The organism is Kitasatospora sp. NPDC004615 (assembly GCF_042873545.1).
Lineage (GTDB): Bacteria > Actinomycetota > Actinomycetes > Streptomycetales > Streptomycetaceae > Kitasatospora.
In genome coordinates this window covers 504957-520309 of the sequence record NZ_JBIALQ010000002.1, presented here as the reverse complement: position 1 = coordinate 520309, position 15353 = coordinate 504957, and the positions used below count along the sequence as shown (strand labels likewise).

Annotated in this window: 14 protein-coding genes; 9 read left to right on the top strand and 5 right to left on the bottom strand. The window is 71.5% G+C overall.

The window, feature by feature from the left end:
- Positions 1 to 297: 297 nt before the first annotated feature.
- The 5 genes from ACFYS8_RS09200 (at position 298) to ACFYS8_RS09180 (ending at position 6239) form a co-directional block, all read left to right on the top strand.
- Complete coding sequence (locus tag ACFYS8_RS09200) at positions 298 to 1698, top strand: cystathionine beta-synthase (RefSeq protein WP_387637955.1); 1401 nt, start codon at positions 298 to 300, stop codon at positions 1696 to 1698.
- Between the two features lie 472 nt (positions 1699 to 2170).
- Positions 2171 to 2500 (top strand): hypothetical protein, encoded by a 330-nt coding sequence (locus ACFYS8_RS09195; RefSeq protein ID WP_387637952.1) that lies wholly within the window; start codon positions 2171 to 2173, stop codon positions 2498 to 2500.
- Positions 2501 to 2655: 155 nt separating this feature from the next.
- Positions 2656 to 3921 carry an Ig-like domain-containing protein gene (locus ACFYS8_RS09190; RefSeq protein ID WP_387637949.1) on the top strand — a complete coding sequence of 422 codons (1266 nt, stop codon included), beginning with the start codon at positions 2656 to 2658 and terminating at the stop codon, positions 3919 to 3921.
- A gap of 110 nt (positions 3922 to 4031) precedes the next feature.
- Complete coding sequence (locus ACFYS8_RS09185) at positions 4032 to 5393, top strand: hypothetical protein (RefSeq protein WP_387637946.1); 1362 nt, start codon at positions 4032 to 4034, stop codon at positions 5391 to 5393.
- 354 nt (positions 5394 to 5747) lie between these two features.
- The gene (locus ACFYS8_RS09180; protein WP_387637944.1) at positions 5748 to 6239 is read left to right on the top strand and encodes a DUF1203 domain-containing protein; all 492 of its coding nucleotides are present in this window, start codon (positions 5748 to 5750) and stop codon (positions 6237 to 6239) included.
- Positions 6240 to 6246: 7 nt separating this feature from the next.
- Here the strand turns inward: ACFYS8_RS09180 and ACFYS8_RS09175 are convergent, their stop codons facing one another.
- From ACFYS8_RS09175 to ACFYS8_RS09165, 3 genes are all read right to left on the bottom strand, one after another.
- Entirely contained in the window at positions 6247 to 6612 is a 366-nt protein-coding gene (locus ACFYS8_RS09175) for a cupin domain-containing protein (protein WP_387637941.1), read from the bottom strand.
- 115 nt (positions 6613 to 6727) lie between these two features.
- Positions 6728 to 7843 (bottom strand): hypothetical protein, encoded by a 1116-nt coding sequence (locus ACFYS8_RS09170; RefSeq protein WP_387637939.1) that lies wholly within the window; start codon positions 7841 to 7843, stop codon positions 6728 to 6730.
- 19 nt (positions 7844 to 7862) lie between these two features.
- Positions 7863 to 9512, bottom strand: a complete 1650-nt coding sequence (locus tag ACFYS8_RS09165) for a M48 family metalloprotease (RefSeq protein ID WP_387637937.1) — start codon at positions 9510 to 9512, stop codon at positions 7863 to 7865.
- Positions 9513 to 9678: 166 nt separating this feature from the next.
- On the opposite strand from ACFYS8_RS09165, the gene ACFYS8_RS09160 reads away from it, so the two are divergent.
- Positions 9679 to 10833, top strand: coding sequence for a cystathionine gamma-synthase (locus ACFYS8_RS09160; RefSeq protein WP_387637934.1), 1155 nt, complete (start codon positions 9679 to 9681; stop codon positions 10831 to 10833).
- Positions 10834 to 10933: 100 nt separating this feature from the next.
- Here ACFYS8_RS09160 and ACFYS8_RS09155 read toward each other — a convergent pair whose 3' ends face one another.
- Positions 10934 to 11374, bottom strand: coding sequence for a MarR family winged helix-turn-helix transcriptional regulator (locus tag ACFYS8_RS09155; protein ID WP_387637931.1), 441 nt, complete (start codon positions 11372 to 11374; stop codon positions 10934 to 10936).
- Between the two features lie 89 nt (positions 11375 to 11463).
- Between ACFYS8_RS09155 and ilvA the strand changes: the two genes are divergently transcribed.
- From ilvA to ACFYS8_RS09140, 3 genes are all read left to right on the top strand, one after another.
- The gene (gene ilvA / locus ACFYS8_RS09150; RefSeq protein ID WP_387637928.1) at positions 11464 to 12675 is read left to right on the top strand and encodes a threonine ammonia-lyase; all 1212 of its coding nucleotides are present in this window, start codon (positions 11464 to 11466) and stop codon (positions 12673 to 12675) included.
- Positions 12676 to 12898: 223 nt separating this feature from the next.
- On the top strand, positions 12899 to 13909 hold the full coding sequence (locus ACFYS8_RS09145; protein ID WP_387637925.1) for an ATP-binding cassette domain-containing protein: 1011 nt from the start codon (positions 12899 to 12901) through the stop codon (positions 13907 to 13909).
- 1 nt (position 13910) lies between these two features.
- Positions 13911 to 14771 carry an ABC transporter permease gene (locus ACFYS8_RS09140; RefSeq protein ID WP_387637923.1) on the top strand — a complete coding sequence of 287 codons (861 nt, stop codon included), beginning with the start codon at positions 13911 to 13913 and terminating at the stop codon, positions 14769 to 14771.
- Positions 14772 to 14849: 78 nt separating this feature from the next.
- Here ACFYS8_RS09140 and greA read toward each other — a convergent pair whose 3' ends face one another.
- Positions 14850 to 15347, bottom strand: coding sequence for a transcription elongation factor GreA (gene greA, locus ACFYS8_RS09135; protein ID WP_387637920.1), 498 nt, complete (start codon positions 15345 to 15347; stop codon positions 14850 to 14852).
- Positions 15348 to 15353 lie beyond the last annotated feature (6 nt).

Below are 15353 nucleotides of genomic sequence, written 5' to 3'. Positions count from 1 at the left end.
GACTCGTACCCGCCCACGTACCCGCCCACCCCGCCCCGCTACCCGGCCACCCCCACCAACCACCCACCCGGAGCCCCGGTGGGGCCTGGTGCGCTGAGGTCGTTTTTCCGAAGTCTGTGCGGCGGAGGGCCTTCTCCGTGGGCTGATGTTCGGTGGTGGTGGAGTGCCGGTGGGTGCCGCGAGCGGTTTGTTCGGGCGGGGCGGGAGACATGGGGTGGATGCGCACGGTGGGTGCGAAGGGGGCCCTAGGCTGGGGGTTTCGGCAATCAGGGCATGCCATGGACCGGGAGGACCCCCGTGCGGTACCACAATTCGATCATCGAGCTGGTCGGCGACACCCCGTTGGTGAAGCTCAACAAGGTCACCGAGGGCATCACCGCCACCGTGCTGGCGAAGGTCGAGTACTTCAATCCGGGTGGTTCGGTCAAGGACCGGATCGCGATGCGGATGATCGAGGCGGCGGAGGCCTCCGGCGCGCTCAAGCCGGGTGGCACCATCGTCGAGCCCACCAGTGGCAACACCGGGGTGGGGCTGGCGATCGTGGCCCAGCAGAAGGGCTACAAGTGCATCTTCGTGTGCCCGGACAAGGTGTCCACGGACAAGATCAACACCCTGCGGGCGTACGGCGCCGAGGTCGTGGTGTGCCCGACCGCGGTCGCGCCGGAGCACCCGGACTCGTACTACAACGTCTCGGACCGGCTGGTCCGTGAGACCCCGAACGCCTGGAAGCCGGACCAGTACTCGAACCCGGAGAACCCGGCGTCGCACTACCACTCCACCGGCCCGGAGCTGTGGGAGCAGACGGACGGCCGGATCACCCACTTCGTGGCGGGCGTCGGCACCGGCGGCACCATCTCGGGCACCGGCCGGTACCTGAAGGAGGCGTCCGGCGGGAAGGTCCAGGTGGTCGGCGCGGACCCGGAGGGTTCGGTGTACTCGGGCGGCACCGGCCGTCCGTACCTGGTGGAGGGTGTCGGCGAGGACTTCTGGCCGACCGCCTACGACCGCGAGGTCGCGGACCGGATCGTCGCGGTGTCCGACAAGGACTCGTTCCAGATGACCCGCCGCCTGGCCAAGGAGGAAGGCCTGCTGGTCGGCGGTTCCTGCGGCATGGCCGTGGTGGCCGCGCTGGAGGTGGCCCGCGAGCTGGGGCCGGACGACGTCGTGGTGGTGCTGCTGCCGGACGGCGGCCGCGGTTACCTGTCGAAGATCTTCAACGACGACTGGATGGCCGACTACGGCTTCCTGCCGACCGCCACCGACGAGGCGCACATCGGCGAGGTGCTGGCCCGCAAGGACGCGGTGGAGCACGAGGGCATCCCGCAGTTCGTGCACATGCACCCGGGCGAGACGGTCGCCGAGGCGGTGCGGGTGCTGCGCGACTTCGGCGTCTCGCAGATGCCGGTGGTCTCCCCGGGCGCCGGGCACCCGGACATCATGGCGGGCGAGGTGGTCGGCTCGGTGGTCGAGCGCGAGCTGCTGGACGGCCTGTTCAACGGACGGATCGAGCTGACCGACACGCTGGACAACGTGATGTCCAAGCCGCTGCCGGTGGTCGGTTCCGGCGAGTCGGTGACCAACCTGATGACGGTGCTGGAGAAGGCCGACGCGGTGGTGGTGCTGGTGGAGGGCAAGCCGCAGGGCATCGTCACCCGCCAGGACCTGCTGGCCTTCCTGACAGCCCGGGGCGGTCACTGACGTTCCCTCAGGGGCGGCGCCCCGCCCGGTACGTGGACGTCACAAGCGCGCATCATCCGGTTAACACGGCTCGGGCATGGTGGTGGACACGGCAAGAAAAGCCGGGAAAACGGTGACGGCGGGGGTCGGGAGCGGCTCTCCGGCCGCCGCGGTCACCAGGGGTTCCGACGGTCGGCCTGACCCGTCCGCCGGGCCCGGTCCGCGGGGCTGCCGTCGTCCCGCCCCTGGCAGGTTCAGGGTGTGACGGCGCCCGTGGCGAACATCGCGTCGTGAGGCGCGGCTTCCGCGTACTCCCGGGTGGGGGAGTGCGCGCGGAGGCGGCAGGGCCGGTCCGGGTTGTTGCCCGGCCCGGCCCTCGCCGCGTCCGGAGCCGCGCGCTGATCCGACAAGATCGACCGGACAGACCCTGGCCGCGTCCGGAGCCGCGAGGGCCGTTTCCGGATGGGCCGTGCGACCCCCTACGCTCGCTGTCATGACCAGCAGCATTGACCTGCCCGAGCAGGACGCCCCCCGTTACGTTCGCCTCACCATCGAGCTGATCGCCGAGATCACCGACGAGCAGGCCCTGAAGGCCGCCGCCCTGACCCAGGTCGCGGACGACGAGTACCTGGACGACGAGGAGCGCGCCCAGGCCGTCGAGGCGATCGAGGTGGACCCGACCGGTTCGCTCGCCCACTTCGTCGACCCGGTGGCGCTGCTCGGCGGCGTTCCCGGCGTGGAGCTCGCCTCCGCGACCTGGGAGTCCGCCACCACCGACTACGACCCGGACGACGAGGGCTGGGACGAGTACGAGGTGAAGTGAGCCCTGGCGCTTTCGCGCTCAGGCCCGGTCCGGAGATCCCTGGAACCCAAGGATCTCCGGGCCGGGCCTTTTTGTCCGTTCTTTGGACCTCTTGAGTATTCTCGTATGATCTGCACATTTTTGAGTGATCTTGAGAGATCCAGGGACCGAGGAGCGTGGACGTGACCGCAGCCGAGAAGCAGGACGGGCCGCTCGGCGGCAGCTGGAGCCGGCGCGGCGTACTCGCCGGGCTGCTCGGCGCCCCCGTGCTGCTGCTGGCCGCGTGCCAGAGCGGCGACGGCAAGTCCACTCCGGTCGGCAGCGGTGCGAGCGCGGGCGGCCAGAGCCCGTCGACCAGCCCGAAGGCGTCCGTCGCGCAGATCGCCATCACCCCGGCCGACGGCGCGACCGCCGCGCCGTTCACCGCGCCGGTCACCGTCACCGTGCAGGACGGCACGCTCACCTCGGTCACCGTCACCGACGGCGCGGGCAAGCAGATAGCCGGCCAGCTGGCCGCCGACGGCGCCAGCTGGACCACCACCGCGCCGCTCATCAGCGGCAGCAAGTACACCGTCGCCGCCGCGGCCGAGGACAAGGACAAGCGCCCCGCGGACGCCAACGCGCGCTTCTCCACCGCCTCCCCGGCCAACACCTTCGTCGGGTACTTCAACCCCGAGGACGGCACCACGGTCGGCGTCGGCATGCCGGTGACGATCAACTTCAACAAGGCGATCACCGACCGCAAGGCCGTCCAGCAGGCGATCACCGTGGTCTCCGACCCGCCGGTGGAGATCGTCGGCCACTGGTACGACTCGACCCGGCTGGAGTTCCGTCCGCAGCAGTACTGGGCCAAGGGCACCACCGTCACGCTGAAGCTGCGACTGAAGGACGTGGCCGGCGCCAAGGGCGTCTACGGCACCCAGTCCAAGGACGTCACCTTCACCGTCGGCCGCAGCCAGACCTCGGTCGCCGACCTGAAGGCCGACACCCTCACCGTCACCACCGACGGCAAGGTCACCGCCACCTACCCGGTGATCGGCGGCTCGCCCGACCACCGCACCTGGGGCGGCAAGATGGTGATCTCCGAGCGCTACAAGGAGACCCGGATGAACTCCGCCACGGTCGGCCTGGGCAGCGAGTACGACATCCCGGACGTGCCGCACGCGCAGCGGCTCACCACCTCCGGCACCTTCATCCACGGCAACTACTGGTCGGCGGCGTCCCAGTTCGGCAACTCCAACACCAGCCACGGCTGCATCGCGCTGCAGGACGTGCAGGGCGGCAACAGCACGACCACCAGCGCTGCCCGGTTCTTTGCGAGCTCGATGGTCGGCGACGTGGTCGAGGTGGTCAACTCCGGTGACCGCACGGTGAATCCGTCGAACGGACTGAACGGCTGGAACATGTCCTGGGCGGACTGGAAGGCCGGCAGCGCGCTCTGACGCCCCGTCAGGCGGGGGAGTCTCTCACGACAAGGTGGGGGCGCCGTGAGAGTGTCCTAAACGAATGGTAAAAATATTCGCATGCGGGGGGGCATGCGGGTGTGTTGAGCTTGCCTCCGCGGCAGGGCCGATCGGGCCCGAGTTCCGCCTTCAGGCACAGGAGTTCAGCCATCAACACCGCCACCAGCCGGTCTGTCCGCGCCGGCATAGCCGTCACCACCGGAGCCGTCCTGATCGCCGCGGGCGTCACCGCCTGCGGTACCGCCGAGAAGCTGAGCGCCGGCCAGAAGGTCACCGGGGCGTTCAAGAAGCTCGGCGACGCCAAGTCGATGAGCCTCCAGCTCTCCTTCGACGCCACGTCGGACCAGATCGTCGCCTTCGGCAAGGCAGTTGACGACCCGATCGAGAAGAAGAGCGCGGACCTGCTGTCCGACCTGGTGCTGAATGTGTCGCTGAGCGCCGACAAGCCGCTCAAGGACACCGAGGTGTTCAAGTTCAACACCTCCGACACCACGAACGACTCGTACGACCTCAAGGGCGTGGCGGTCGCTTACTCGCTGAGCGCCAAGAAGTCCGGCAAGACCTACGCGGACGTCCGCCTGGTCGGCGAGCGGATGTACCTGAAGGCGGACGTCCGCGGCATCGCCGAGCTCGCCGGCAAGGACACCAAGGAGGTCGACGAGTTCGTCTCCGTGCTGCCCGCCGAGGCCGGTCCGATCAAGGACGTGGTCGACGGCAAGTGGGTCTCGCTGGACGTGAAGAAGATGCAGGACGAGATCAAGAAGTCGAAGGCCCCCGGCGCCGACGCGGGCGTCAGCTCGGGCTCGCCGCTGGACGCGATGCCCGGGATGGACCCGGCGGAGCTCCGGAGCCTGGTCAAGTCGGTGAAGGCCGTGATCTCCAAGAACACCTCGGTGGAGGACAAGGGCAAGTCCGGCGACGCCGACGTCATCGAGGTCTCCGCCCAGGCGCGTCCGCTGATCGAGGGCCTGGCGAAGACCGTCGAGAAGGCCGCCACCGGCAAGGACGCCCTCCCGTCGCTGCCGACCGGCGACTTCGAGGACATCCCGGACCGCAAGATCGCCGCCGACGTGATGATCAAGGGCGGCAAGGCGCAGGCCATCACCTTCGACCTGATGCAGCTCGCCGACAAGCCCGACGCCTCGGCGCACTTCCCGCTCCGGCTCGGCATCAACTCCGACGCGCCGGCCATCGACGCCCCCAGCGGCGCCACCGAGCTCGACCTGCAGAAGCTCGGGGAGGCCTTCCTGTCGATGGCCGCCCCCGGTGGCAAGGCCGGCGGCAAGGGCAGCGGCTTCGGCTCGGACGGCCCGGACGCCACCCCGCTGACCGACGCCCAGTACGCCGAGCTGGCCGCCGCCGGCATCGACCACGACAAGGCCAAGAACCTCAACGCGGCCGGCCTGTCGTTCCAGGACATCAAGGACTTCGCGGACGCCATCAAGGGCTGACCATCAGTCAACCCCCGTTCGCCTCACGGCCCGTCGCAGCCCCGGTTGCGGTGGGCCGTCGCCTTGCTCCGGCTCGGCCCGGCCAGTCCATCTCCGCGTAGATCATCTCGCCCATGTCGCAAGTGATCGCGACGCGAACACAAGTGATCACGGCGAGGAGGTCATCCCTGCGGAGACTATCTCCGCGTAGATCATCTCCCCCCGGCGCCAACGCGGACACGATCGCTGCAGCCCCCGCCACCGACAACGCCGACCCCGAGCGTGCCGCGCAGCTCGCCCGCCAGCAGGTGGTGCCGCAGCGCGACGTCCGGAACCCGCCGGACCGCCGCGCCCGGTTCGCGCAGGCTGGGGGCCATGAACACCACCGACACCACCCTCGACGTGCGGGCCGTCCCCGCGCAGACGCTCGCCGAACTGCGGCGGCTCGACGACAGCGGGCGCTGCCACCCCGTCACCGTCACCGAGGACGGCGGCTCGCCGCTGCGGTGCTGCCTCACCCGGGCCCGCCCCGGCGACCGGATCGTTCTGCTGTCGTACGCGCCGCTGCGGCGCTGGGCCGAGGAGACCGGCTGCGACCCGGGAGCGTACCTGGAGACCGGGCCGGTGTTCGTGCACGCCGACCCGTGCGAGGGCTTCGCGGGCGGCTGGCCGGACGGCTTCCACGGCGGGCAGCGAGTGCTGCGGGCCTACTCCGCGGACGGCCGGATCCTCGGCGGCCGGGTCGGCGAGCCGGACGAACTGCCCGAGCTGGCCGCCGAGTTGCTGACCGACCCGGAGATCGCCGTGGTGCATGTGCGGGCCGTCGAGTACGGCTGCTTCATGCACGAGGTGCGGCGGGCCGGCTGAGCGGGAATCAGCTGCGCTTCGCGTAGTCGGTGAAGCCCTGCCAGTCGAGGACCACGCAGGCCACGTCGCCCAGCACCCAGGCGTCGTGGCCGGGCGGGCAGATCATCACGTCGCCCGCGCCGAACTCCTCGGCCTGGCCGTCGTCCATCTCGATCCGCATCCGGCCCGAGATCACGTACCCGGCGTGCGAGGCCTGGCAGCTGTCGGTGCCGGCGATCGGCTTCACGTGCTTCGACCAGCGCCAGCCCGGCTCGAACACGCCCCGGCCGACGCCGCCGGACTTCAGGTTCACCAGCGACACCTGCCCCTTGCCGTCTTCGAACGGGCGGACCTCCTCGGGGGAGTCCAGATTCATCCGTACCAACCCGGCCATTACCACTCACCTCCGGCCGACAACGCCCCGTGCCCCCGTCGCCGGGCTCGGCAACGGGGGCACGGCTGACGTTCCCATCCTCGGCAACCGTCGCGGATCGCGCCAGGCACGGCGGTCAGTCCGCGGTGGCCGCCAGCACGATGTCGATGCGACGGGTGACGAACCTGTCGACCGGGTCCGCCCAGTACGTCCACGGCTCGGGGACGATCGGGCCGAGCGCCCGCAGGTGCGGCATCGCGTCGGCGGGCCGGCCTGCCTGGGCCAGCACCCAGACCAGCCAGCCGTGCGCGTAGCGGCGGTGGCGGTCGTCGGGGTCGGCCAGTTCCAGGTCGGCCAGCACCGCGGCCACGGCGGCCTGCACCTCGGGGGCGGTGTACGGCTCCTTGTTCCCCTCGAACTGCTCGAAGTACGCCTCCAGCTTGAGCGCGGACAGCAGGCTGCCCTTCGGGGCGGCGGCGATCGCGGCGTCCACGAAGGCGTGCATCTCCTCGTGGCTGCCCTTCCACTTGGCGCACCAGTACTGCAGGGCGCCGGTGTGGGCGGAGAAGTTGTGCGGGTCGCGGGAGACGATCTCCTGCCAGAGCGCCCGGAAGCGCTCGTTGTCCCAGCTCTGGCCCATCGCCAGCGGGATCTGGGCGACGAACGGCAGCGGGTCGGCCGGGTCGGCGAGCCGGACGGCCTCGGCGGCGGCCGCCTCGGCGTCGCCCAGCACCTTGCGGAACGCGGCCCAGCGCTCCGAGGTGACCGCGGCGGCCCGCTGGCTGGTGCGCACGTTCCAGGCCAGCACGACCAGCGAGTCCTGGGCGAGGATCGCGGCGTCCGCGTTGTCCGGCTGCTCGGCACGCCAGGCCAGCAGCCAGGCGTCGTTCTCGGCGGCGGGCTCCGCGAAGCGGCGCATCAGGCCCCGGCGCCGGTCGTGGTCGCCCGCGGCGGCGGCGAGCAGGTCGGCGACCGGGTGCCAGTCGCCCGCCTCGAGGGCGGCCAGCGCCGCGTCCACGTCCGGGCCGGCCAGGCCCGGATCCAGGATCAGCTCGTCCCCGGGGACCAGTCCGTGGTCGGCCGGGTAGATGGTCCGCCGCTTCCGCTCCGCCTCCTCGTACCGGGCGATGGTGGCCTTGGCCTCCTCGGTGCGGGCGTTCAGGGTGGCGACGCGGCGCTTCATCAGCCAGGGGGCCAGCTTGAGGGCGGCGATCAGGACCAGCGGGATGAGCAGGATCAGACGAGCGTCCATCGAACGGTTCTCCGGGGGGTCAGGACTGCGGGTCGGCCGGGGCGGCGGCCTCGGCCAGCAGGGCGCGCAGCGGGGCGGTGTCGGGTACGTCGGCGACGGCGGCGTCGAGCGCCTCGGGCAGCCGCTCGCCGGTGTCGCCGGGCAGCACCAGGGCGGCCGGACGGCTCCAGGACAGCTCCCAGCGGGCCTGCTGCTGCGAGGCCAGGGCGAGCACCGTCAGCGCGCGCAGGGCCCGGCGCAGCAGCGGGCGGTGGAACTCGCGGGCGGCCCGGCCGGTGGCCTGCGCGGACTCCTGGCTCTGCGGCAGCCGCCCGGCGATCTCCGCCGAGCGCCCGGCGTCCAGCGCGTCCAGCATCGCCTCGGCGGTGCCGGGCAGGCCGCTGTCGGTGAGCGCGCGCAGCACCGGCTCGGCCTCCTCGCGGGCGTACGCGAGCATCGCTTCGTGGACCAGCTCCGGCCAGTCCAGGCGGCGCATCTGCGCGGCCTCCGGGATCAGCGCCAGCGTCTCCAGCTCGGCCAGCCGCCGCTGCGGGTCGCGCAGCAGCCCGAGCGCGGGCCGGTCCTCGCCGAGGCCGGGCAGGCCCGGGGTGTCCGGCAGGGCCTCGACGGCGGCGACCCGCTGCTTGATCGGCGGGTGCGAGTCGTACGGGTCGGGCTGCTCGTCGGGCAGCTCCATGCCCATCCCGGTGAGCTCCTCGCGGCGCTCGGGGTCGGTCAGCAGGCGGTCCAGGCCGCCGAAGAACTGGCCGGGCAGCGGGAGCAGTCCGGCGCCCACGCCCATGGTGGCGTAGCTGTTCAGGTAGAAGCCCTGCGCGGCGTCCAGCACGGGGATGCGGCGCAGCGCGGAGGCGGTGGCGTCGCGGCCGGCGATCCGGGCGGCGTGCCGGTCGGCGGCGTACTCCTGGCTGCGGCTGATCGACTCGGACACCCGGAAGTACAGCTTGGCGTACAGGGTGAACAGCTTGGCGAGGTAGCGCTCGACGCCGCCGTTGCCCGCGTCCGTGTCGCGGGCCTTGCGGCCGCGGGCCTCCCGGGCGGCGTTCTTCGCGGCGATCTCGGAGGTCCGCTCGGCGACGTTCTGGTCGGCGCCGTGGTGCAGGGTCGCGATGGTGTGCCCGATGGCGGCGCGGCCGGCCACGGTGGCGGCCGCCAGGCGGACGTCGTTGTTGGCGTAGTGGCCGAACTCGTGGGCGAGCACCGAGTCCAGTTCGGCCTCGGTCAGGCCGATCAGCAGCGGCGCGCCGATCACCAGGTGGCGGGGGCCCGGTATCAGGCCGAGCAGCTTGGTCTCCTCGTACACGCCGGCGTTGACCTGCGGCACCAGGCGGATCTCGGCCGGGCCACGGACACCGGTGGCCGCGGCGATCCGGTCGACCCGGTCCCACAGCTCGGGCTGCTCCTCGCGGGTCAGCGGCAGGCCGTCGTGGCTGTCGTCACGCGGACGGCGGGTCAGGAACACCACCCGCACCACCGGGTAGGCGATGGCGGCGCTGAACAGCACGATCTTGGCCGTTCCCAGGCTGAACCGGCCGGTGTTGACGATCAGTTCGAAGTTCAGCCAGACCAGGCCGGCCACGATGGCCGCCGCGAGCAGGTAGAACCCGGCGAGCAGCGTGACCGCCAGCAGGGCCCGGGTGGAAGTGCGCATGCCGGTGCGCTCGGTGGACATTCCGCGCCCCCAAGAAGTCGATCGTGTGTGCGGCTGGCAGATCGTAGCGGTACGACCTGGCCTTTCGCGAAGCGATTGCGATGGCAGCACGGCCGCCTGACGCGCCGCCACGACGGACCCGCCCAACCACCACCCGTGATCCGTCCGCCGCACTAGGCTCGACCGCATGACCGAGCACCAGCTTTCCCACGGCTTCGAAACCCTCGCCATCCACGCGGGCCAGGAAGCGGACCCCCGGACCGGGGCAGTCGTGACGCCGATCTACCAGGTGTCCACCTACAAGCAGGACGGCGTCGGCGGACTCCGCGAGGGCTACGAGTACAGCCGCTCCGCGAACCCCACCCGCACCGCCCTGGAGGAGTGCCTCGCCGCGATCGAGGGCGGCTCCCGCGGCCTCGCCTTCGCCTCCGGCCTGGCCGCCGAGGACACCCTGCTGCGGACCATCCTCAAGCCCGGCGACCACATCGTGATCCCCAACGACGCCTACGGCGGCACCTTCCGGCTGTTCGCCAAGGTGCTGACCCGCTGGGGCGTCGACTTCTCCGTCGCCGACACCCACCACCCCGAGAAGGTGCGCGAGGCGATCCGCCCCAACACCCGCGCGGTGTGGGTCGAGACCCCCTCCAACCCGCTGCTCGGCATCACCGACCTGACCGCCGTCGCCGAGATCGCGCACGCCGCCGGCGCCCTGCTGATCGTCGACAACACCTTCGCCAGCCCCTACCTGCAGCAGCCGCTGTCGCTCGGCGCCGACGTCGTCGTGCACTCCACCACCAAGTACATGGGCGGCCACTCCGACGTGGTCGGCGGCGCCCTGGTGGTCGCCGACACCGGCCTCGCCGAGCAGGTCGCCTACCACCAGAACTCGATGGGCGCCGTCTCCGGCCCGTTCGACGCCTGGCTGGTGCTGCGCGGCATCAAGACCCTCGGCGTCCGGATGGACCGTCACTCCGACAACGCCGCCCGGATCGCCGAACTGCTCTCCGCGCACCCGAAGGTGACGCAGGTGCTGTACCCCGGCCTGCCCACCCACCCCGGGCACGACATCGCCGCCAAGCAGATGAAGGCGTTCGGTGGCATGGTCTCGTTCCGGGTCGCCGGTGGCGAGGAGGCCGCCGTCGAGGTGTGCAACCGCGCGCAGCTGTTCACCCTCGGCGAGTCGCTGGGCGGCGTCGAGTCGCTGATCGAGCACCCCGGCCGGATGACCCACGCCTCCGCGGCCGGCTCCCCGCTCGAGGTGCCCGCCGACCTGGTGCGCATCTCGGTCGGCATCGAGTCCGCCGCCGACCTGCTCGCCGACCTGGAGCAGGCGCTCGGCTGATCGCCGTTCCGGCGCGGTTCAACGGCGGCTGTGCGGACCGCCGTTGGACCGCGCGGATGGTAATACCGGTGGTGTATTTGATGGTTGAACCGCGTGGGCGTCAACGCTGGTTGCGCAGGCCGTCGTTGAAGCGTTCCAGCAGCGCGCAGAACAGCGTCCGCTCGTCCGCCGTCCAGTCGGCCGTCAGTTCGGCGATCAACTGCCGCCGCTGCTCGTGCACCTGCGCCAGGCGCCCGGCCCCGAGCGGGGTCAGTGCGAGCAGTGCCGCGCGCCGGTCGGCCGGGTACGGCACCCGGGCCAGCAGGTGTTCGCGCAGCAGCGGCGCGGCCTGCCGGGTCACCGTGGAGGAGTCCACGCCCAGCGCGGCCGCCAGTGTCTTCACATTGGCCGGCCCGCCGGCGGCGAGCTGGTCCAGCAGCAGGAACGCGGCCCGGTCGAGCGCCGCGGCGGCACTGATCCGCCGGGCGAACACCGCGACCTGGTAGGGGAGTCGGCAATCGGGGTCGGGGGCGTCGGGCACGTCGGGCGGGGGCAGGCTCATCGCGGCTCACGGGGGTGCGGGCGACTCGTGCCCAGCAGCGTACGCGCGCCCGGCGGGCATCGGAACCGCCTCGGCCTAGGCTGATCTTCATGCAGAACTGGCCGATCACACTCGACGACGTCCGCGGCGCACAGAAGATGCTCGCCGGGGTGGCCAGGGTCACCCCGATGCAGAGCAGCCGCCACCTGTCCGGGCTGGCCGGTACGCCCGTCCACCTGAAGTGCGAGAACCTCCAGCGCACCGGCTCGTTCAAGCTGCGCGGCGCGTACCTGCGGATCGCCGGCCTGCTGCCGGTGGAGCGGGCCGGCGGCGTGGTCGCCGCCAGTGCGGGCAACCACGCGCAGGGCGTGGCGCTGGCCGCCGCGCTGCTCGGTGTGCGCTCCACCGTCTTCATGCCGCTCGCCGCGCCGCTGCCGAAGGTCGCCGCCACCCGCGAGTACGGCGCCGAGGTGCGGCTGCACGGCGCCAACGTCGACCAGGCGCTGCAGGCGGCGCGCGAGTACGCCGACGCCACCGGCGCGGTGTTCATCCACCCCTTCGACCACTGGGACGTGATCACCGGTCAGGCCACCGTCGGCCTGGAGATCCTGGAGCAGTGCCCCGAGGTGCGCACCGTGCTGGTCGGCACCGGCGGCGGCGGGCTGCTGGCCGGCGTGGCGATCGCGATCAAGGCGCTGCGCCCGGACGTCCGGGTGATCGGCGTGCAGGCGGCCACCGCGGCGGCGTACCCGTTGTCGCTGGCCGCGGGCCGCCCGGTCTCGCTGGAGCGGTTCTCCACCATGGCCGACGGGATCATGGTCGGCCGCCCGGGCGACATCCCGTTCGAGGTGATCAACTCGCTCGCGGACGGGGTGCGGACGGTCTCCGAGGACGAGCTGTCCCGGGCGCTGCTGATCGGCCTGGAGCGGCTCAAGCTGGTGGTCGAGCCCGCCGGGGCGGCGCCGATCGCCGCGCTGCTGGGCGAGCCGGGCCGGTTCGAGGGCCCGGTGGTCGGCGTGCTGTCCGGCGGCAACATCGACCCGCAGCTGATGCAGCGGGTGCTGCGGCACGGCCTGGCCGCGGCGGGCCGCTACCTGTCGCTGCGGGTCCGGCTGGCCGACAAGCCGGGCGCGCTGGCGGACCTGCTGGGCGTGCTGACCCGGGTGGACGCCAACGTGCTGGACGTTGCGCACGTGCGGATCGACCCGCAGCTGGGCCTGACCGAGGTCGAGGTGGACCTGCACCTGGAGACCAAGGGCCCGGAGCACTGCGCGGCGGTGATCGGGGAGCTGCGCGAGGACGGCTACGTGGTCTCGCACTGACGGCGAGGCACCGGGCGCGGCGCCGAGCCCCGGCGCCGAGATGCGGATCACCTGTTCGGGTTGACGCGATATATCGCGAGTGGCAGCATCTTGCGATGTATCGCGAGCTTGCCGTTGGCGCGCTCAGGTAACAGAGTGGGTGATCTGCGCCCAAAACGGGCTCGTCCACCGACTCCACACCTCCGACTTCAGGACCCCGACTTCAGGGAGATGAGGCAGGACCATGGCGTCAGCCATCGAAGCCGAGAACCTGGTCAAGACCTTCGGTGACGTACGCGCCCTCGACGGCGTCAGTCTGGACGTCCCCGAAGGCACCGTGCTCGGACTGCTCGGCCCCAACGGCGCCGGCAAGACCACCGCCGTGCGCGTTCTGACCACCCTGCTCCAACCGGACTCCGGGCGGGCCACCGTGGCCGGCGTCGACGTCCTCAAGCACCCCAACCAGGTGCGCAGCCTGATCGGCCTGTCCGGCCAATACGCCGCCGTGGACGAGTACCTCACCGGCCGCGAGAACCTCCAGATGGTCGGCGAGCTCTACCAGATGAGCGCCCGCGACGCGAAGAAGCGGGCGGTGGAGCTGCTGGAGTGGTTCAACCTCACCGAGGCGATGGACCGCACCGCCAAGACCTACTCCGGCGGCATGCGCCGCCGCCTCGACCTGGCCGCCGCGCTGGTGGTCCGCCCGCCGGTGATGTTCCTGGACGAGCCCACCACCGGCCTCGACCCGCGCAACCGGCTCGCGCTCTGGGAGGTCATCGAGACCCTGGTGGAGCAGGGCACCACGCTGCTGCTCACCACCCAGTACCTGGAGGAGGCCGACCGCCTCGCCCACGACATCGCGGTGGTCGACCACGGCAAGGTGATCGCCCGCGGCACCGCCGACGAGCTGAAGGCCCAGATCGGCGGCGAGCGCATCGAGGTCGTCGTGCACCGCTCCGACCTGATCCCCGAGGCGGTCGCCGCGCTCACCCCGTTCGCGAAGGGCGATCCGGCGGTGGAGAAGAACACCCGCCGGATCACCGTCCCGGTCAGCGGCGGCGCCAAGGTCCTCGCCGACGCCATCCGCGAACTGGACGCCCGCTCCATCGAAATCGACGACATCGGCCTGCGCCGCCCCACCCTCGACGACGTCTTCCTCTCCCTCACCGGCCACGTCACCGAGGGCGACGGCGGTGCCGACGAGGGCGAGCAGCCGGCGAAGAAGGGCCGTCGCGGCCACGGGAAGGACGCCTGAGATGACCACCGCACTGCCGGATGCGGCGATCGGCCCCGTCCCCGTAGCCCCCCGCCGCGGCGTCTCCGCCACCCTGCACGACTCCTGGGTGGTCGCGAAGCGCAATTTGCGGCGAATGACCCGAATTCCCGAAATCGTGGTCTTCGGTCTCATGCAGCCGGTGATGTTCGTGCTGCTGTTCTCGTACGTGATGGGCGGCGCGATCGCCATCCCCGGCGCCCAGCCCAGCCACGAGGTGTACATCGAGTACCTGATGGCGGGCATCTTCGCGCAGACCGTCACCTTCGCGGTGGCCGGTGCCTCGGCCGGTATTGCGGAGGACATGACCAAGGGCCTGGTCGACCGGTTCCGCTCGCTGCCGATGTCGCGTGCGGCGGTGCTCACCGGCCGCACCCTCGCCGACCTGGTGCAGACCGCGTTCACGGTGGTGGTGCTCGCCCTGGTCGCGCTGCTGGTCGGCTGGCGGATCCACGACGGCATCCTGAAGGCGCTCGCCGCGTTCGGCCTGCTGCTGCTGCTCGGCTACGCGTTCTCCTGGATCGGCGCGCTGATCGGCCTGTCGGTGCGCAGCCCCGAGGCCGCCACCTCGGCCGGCCTGATCTGGCTGTTCCCGCTGACCTTCATCTCCAACGCCTTCGTGCCGGTCAGCTCGATGCCCGGCTGGCTGCAGCCGATCGCCTACTGGAACCCGTTCTCCGCCACCGTGCAGGCCTGCCGCAGCCTGTTCGGCAACCAGCTCGGCCCGACGCCCGACGCCTGGCCGATGCAGCACGCCGTGCTGGTGTCGATCGGCTGGTCGCTGATCATCATGGCGCTGTTCTCCTGGCTGTCGGTGCGCAAGTACCGCCGCGCCGCAGGCTGAGCTTCCTGCTGGTGAACGACCGGACGGCCGCCCCCCCCCCCCGGGGGAGCGGCCGTCCGTCGTCGTGCTGCGGGAGGCTCAGCCGGAGAACGGCTTGGCGTCGACGATCTTCACGCCGGCCTTCTTGCCGTTCGGCAGCTCGTACACGGCGTCCTCGCCGACCGACTTGCCGGTGATGGCGCGGCCCAGCGGGGACTGCGGCGAGTACACGTCGATGTCGCCGTCGGTGACCTCGCGGGAGGCCAGCAGGAACTCCATGGTGTCGTCCAGGTCGCCGTCGAAGGCCACCGTCACCAGCATGCCCGGCGCCACCACACCGGAGTCGGCCGGAGCCTCGCCGACCTTCGCCCGCTCCAGCAGCTGGGACAGCTGACGGATGCGCGCCTCGGTCTTGCCCTGCTCGTCCTTGGCCGCGTGGTAGCCGGCGTTCTCCTTGAGGTCGCCCTCCTCGCGGGCGGCCTCGATCTTCTTCGCGATCTCGATGCGCCAGGGCCCGGTCAGGTGGTCAAGCTCGGCCTTCAGCTTGCTGTAGTGGTCCTGAGTGAGCCAGGTCACGTCGTCGTTGGTCTGGGTCACAGGGTG

Excerpts from the sequence above, each read along its gene's own strand:
- ACFYS8_RS09195 (WP_387637952.1), top strand. The coding sequence starts at position 2,171 with ATGACCAGCAGCATTGACCTGCCCGAGCAGGACGCCCCCCGTTACGTT.
- ACFYS8_RS09180 (WP_387637944.1), top strand. The coding sequence starts at position 5,748 with ATGAACACCACCGACACCACCCTCGACGTGCGGGCCGTCCCCGCGCAG.
- ACFYS8_RS09175 (WP_387637941.1), bottom strand. The coding sequence starts at position 6,612 with ATGGCCGGGTTGGTACGGATGAATCTGGACTCCCCCGAGGAGGTCCGC.
- ACFYS8_RS09170 (WP_387637939.1), bottom strand. The coding sequence starts at position 7,843 with ATGGACGCTCGTCTGATCCTGCTCATCCCGCTGGTCCTGATCGCCGCC.
- ACFYS8_RS09165 (WP_387637937.1), bottom strand. The coding sequence starts at position 9,512 with ATGTCCACCGAGCGCACCGGCATGCGCACTTCCACCCGGGCCCTGCTG.
- ACFYS8_RS09160 (WP_387637934.1), top strand. The coding sequence starts at position 9,679 with ATGACCGAGCACCAGCTTTCCCACGGCTTCGAAACCCTCGCCATCCAC.
- ACFYS8_RS09155 (WP_387637931.1), bottom strand. The coding sequence starts at position 11,374 with ATGAGCCTGCCCCCGCCCGACGTGCCCGACGCCCCCGACCCCGATTGC.
- ilvA (WP_387637928.1), top strand. The coding sequence starts at position 11,464 with ATGCAGAACTGGCCGATCACACTCGACGACGTCCGCGGCGCACAGAAG.
- ACFYS8_RS09145 (WP_387637925.1), top strand. The coding sequence starts at position 12,899 with ATGGCGTCAGCCATCGAAGCCGAGAACCTGGTCAAGACCTTCGGTGAC.
- ACFYS8_RS09140 (WP_387637923.1), top strand. The coding sequence starts at position 13,911 with ATGACCACCGCACTGCCGGATGCGGCGATCGGCCCCGTCCCCGTAGCC.